The following is a 4,073-nucleotide window of genomic DNA, read 5'->3' as shown; positions in this document are numbered from 1 at the left end:
ATACGATCTTATCTATTTTATCTTTATATCTTTAAAAAATTAAACTAGATTATTAATTCAAATATTTATTTATAGATAAATCTTATATTTGAATTTAAAACTAGCCTCTAACTTATAAATTATTTAAAAGAGAAAAACTAATAATCTAGCATAAATCCTAACCCTTTAAATAGTTCATAGGCTTCTATAAGCATAATTTTAATTTTATAAATTTCACTTCAGTTTAAATACCAAATATCTATTCTCCTCACCTAAACTCAAATACAAAGTCTATATTCTCACCACCTAACTTAAATTTTAAAGTCAATTTAGAGCTAAATTAAAACTAATAAATCCTCCCAAAATACTTTAGGAGGATTTATGTAACATTATCTTACTTTACGGCGATTTTCCATCACTGTTTTGTAAGTTAAGTTATTAACTTCGTCACGTTTAGGAGCTGGGAAAATGTAAGAAGCAATAATACCTGCAACTAAACCGATTGAAATAATTACAAATGCAATTAAGAATGGACTTACTTTAATCGGAGTATAACCTAAGCCTAGTGGATTTGCTAAGTAGAAAGAAACTGCGATTGCAACTAATAAACATACATAACCAGCTTCTTTACCTGCACGGTCACAGAAGATAGCTAATAAGAAAATAGCTGCTAATGGACCACCGAATAGACCTGTTAGACCTGCGAATAATTTGAAGGCATCACCTTGACCAGCAATAATTAAGTAGTAAGCTAAAGCTGTACCTAATAAACCTGAAACAGCAGAAGCAACCATTCCAACTTTAACTTTTAATTTTTCATTAGTTGATTTCGGGAGAAGAATATCGTTAGCCACACAAGTTGCTAAAGAGTTAATTGAAGAAGAAATCGTTGATTGCGTTGCCGCTAAGATTCCCACTACTACTAAACCTGATAAACCAACTGGTAAGAAGTTAAAGATGAAATAAGGAACAATCGCATTACCTGAGATGCTGTCTGGTAATACATGACCAGAATAGTTAAAGAAGATAATTAACGCTGCACCCATTAATGTAAACATTACTACAGAAACTAGTAACATAGGAACATTGAAGAGTACTGCTTTTTTAGCTTCTTTTTCATCAGAAGTAATAGAGTAACGTTGGATTACGTCTTGTGAACCAATGTATGAATAAATTGAACTAAAGATACCGTGTCCAATTACTAGTGCCCACATAGAGTCGTTAGATAAAGCAAAAGCAAAGTTTTGTGCTGAGTAAGCTTTACCTTGATCTTGTAATGCTGCCCATAAGCCTTGTTCTGGAATATAACTAAATCCAACCCAAGCCATAATGATCATACCAACAATTAAGATAATTGCCTGAATAGCGTCAAGCCATGCTACCCCAGCAATTCCTGAAGTTGTAGTATAGAATACACATACAAGAGCAGTAGCTACAGTTAGAGTAATAATAGATGCACCAGGGAAAATAATCATTAACGCAATAGCTGGTAAGTATAGTACAAGACCAATACGAGCTAAGTGGAATAATGAGAATGAAAGTGAACCTACGTATCTAAAGAATGGAGATTTAAAACGCTTCTCTAAGTATTCATAACCAGTTACCGCATCTACACTTCTAAATACAGGTACTACATAACGTACAACCCAAAACGCTAAAGGAATTGTACCTAATGAAGCTGTACCTATAACTAGACCATTACGGAAAATTGATGCAGGAATAGCTAAGTAAGAAATAGAAGAGAGCATTGTTGAGTAGATGGATAGACCTGATACCCAAGCTGGAATTCGACCACCTCCTAAGAAATATTCTTTTGTAGAATCTTTTTTACTTGAGAAGAGGAAACCAAATGCTAGAACTCCAATTAAGTATAAAGCTACCACCAACCAGTTAATCCAGCCCCATGATGTTGTTGCTTCCATATATTAAATCCTAACTTTGAGTGATATCTAGTAAACTACTAGACAAGTCAGAAACGCTTCTACTAATCTCAGACCCATTATAAATCGATAAGTAAAAAGTAGAAGCCGTTCAATTAAGGATTGGTCATTACCAATCAAAAGACATTAACTAAGATTACTTAGGTAAATCTGCCTTTAAGCTTGCATAGATGTGAACTGCACGTTCTTTTTGTTCAGGAGTTAACTGCGACATAGGTGGTCTTACATACATAGCAGCTTCAACTCCAGCTAAGCGTAAACTTTCTTTTAAAGTTTGGTATAAGCCATTAGCTAATACCTGATCAATAAAGTTGTTTAGCTTAGTTTGTGCATCACGTGCTCCGTCTAAGTCCCCAGCTTTTACTCGTGCAAAAACTTCTTTAGCTAAAGGTGCATCAACGTTAAATGTAGAACCTATAGCTCCATCTACTTTATAAACTGTAGCTGGTAGTAATAATTCATCAAAGCCGAAGAAGATTAATTTATTTGGGAATGCTCCTCTTAATCTTTCTAATAGATAGAAATCAGCTGCCGTGAATTTTACACCGATAATATGAGGTTCTGCAAATAACTCTTCAAACTGTGCTAAAGATAGGTTTACTCCAGTTAAAAGAGGAATAGAATAGATAATCATATCCATATCAGCAGCTTCGATAATGCTACGATAATATTCTTTAATTTCATTAAAGCTAAATTTATAGTAGAAAGGAGTAACTGCCGAAAGAGAAGTATAAGCATCTAAGCTTTTTACGTATTTTGCTAACTCAATTGATTCTAATAGGTTAATTCCACCTACTTGAGCAATTAAAGGTACTTGACCTTTTGCTTCATCAGCAACTATAGCAAAAATACGTTTTTTAGTTTCAGTGTCAATTAAAAAGTTTTCACCAGTAGAACCACCCACATATAGACCATCGATTTTGTTTACATCGATATTGTGTCTAACAATAGCTCGTGTACCAGCTTCGTCTAATGAACCATCAGGATTATAAGATACTAATAAAGCACTAATAACTCCACCTAATTTACTCATTTTTTTCTCCTAGAAAAACTTCACATCGTGCAAAATAAACATTTAAAAATATTATCTTAAACTAAATATAAAGAATTTAAATCTACATCTATCTACTTTATCAATTAATAACATCTTAAATGCTCATGATAATTTTATAAACTAAGTTTGCATTTACTTTGTAAAGTTAATAAATACCACTTAATCTATTGCTATATTTTTATAATATCGAATTTGTAAAAAAATGGGCGAATTTATTTCAAAAAGTTGTCATTGATCACACTTTTTTTGAGATCTAAAATAAATAAGCACAACCTTTACAAGGTTATTAAAAACTCATGAAATTTACATCTAATTTTCAACAAATAAGAACTTTCTTTTATTTATTTTATAAATCAAAAGATTACTTATTAAAACAATCTATTTTTGCGAAAATAATTAACTTAATAGACTAATTCCAAAATTAAGTAAATTAATTTTAATTAAATAGATTAATAATGAACCTATCACCTTATTTTCTATTAATTATGCTTTAAAAAAGTTATCTAAATATAATAGAATTCTTTATTCTATAAAATTTACCTTTTCACATGCTTATCCGTAATAACTACGTAAACTTATAAGTATATATGAGGTATATACACTACTACCTACTAAACAACATCTATTAACTATGTCATCAATTGCATTATCTATTCTCTTCAATAGTTCGAAATCACTTCCAATCCTTAAACTTTCTTTCTAAAAAATTTAAATATCTTAAAATCAAATCTTAAATTATTCTTGTAAGAAACAGTAGGTAAGCTTACATTAACGACTCTATTGCTATTAATACCCTCTAATAAGAAAGAATTTGATTCCACAAATGTGATAAAAACAACATTCGATATCTAAGTTCTTACTTTCTATAATCGTCTTACAAAGATTTGCCCCTATATGATTTTATATAAAATACATATTACATAAACTAAAAATAAATTAATTATTAAATAACAAAGCTTTGATAACACTTTCTTACTGGTTATATAGTAACTAAATAAGATTATAAGTATTCTTCTATATAAAGCCCTCAAAAATTAACTTAGAAAATCACATATATTAATTACACACTAAATAAATATTAGACCCCTATAACCTAATAT

2 protein-coding genes are annotated in these 4,073 nt (G+C 30.3%); both read right to left on the bottom strand.

Annotated elements, in window-relative coordinates; translation table 11 throughout:
* Nucleotides 1-368 precede the first annotated feature (368 nt).
* Nucleotides 369-1,901, bottom strand: coding sequence for a sodium:solute symporter family transporter (locus CKF59_RS04210; RefSeq protein ID WP_119534726.1), 1,533 nt, complete (start codon nt 1,899-1,901; stop codon nt 369-371).
* Between the two features lie 154 nt (nt 1,902-2,055).
* Nucleotides 2,056-2,952, bottom strand: coding sequence for an N-acetylneuraminate lyase (locus tag CKF59_RS04205; RefSeq protein ID WP_119534725.1), 897 nt, complete (start codon nt 2,950-2,952; stop codon nt 2,056-2,058).
* Nucleotides 2,953-4,073: the final 1,121 nt, after the last annotated feature.

It is taken from the genome of Psittacicella gerlachiana (genome assembly GCF_003585965.1).
Classification (GTDB): Bacteria; Pseudomonadota; Gammaproteobacteria; order Enterobacterales; family Psittacicellaceae; genus Psittacicella; species Psittacicella gerlachiana.
This window is presented reverse-complemented; position numbering and strand designations above follow the sequence as displayed.

What these genes read in the sequence shown, in the direction of transcription:
- CKF59_RS04210 (WP_119534726.1), bottom strand. Translation starts at nt 1,901, where the DNA reads ATGGAAGCAACAACATCATGGGGCTGGATTAACTGGTTGGTGGTAGCT.
- CKF59_RS04205 (WP_119534725.1), bottom strand. Translation starts at nt 2,952, where the DNA reads ATGAGTAAATTAGGTGGAGTTATTAGTGCTTTATTAGTATCTTATAAT.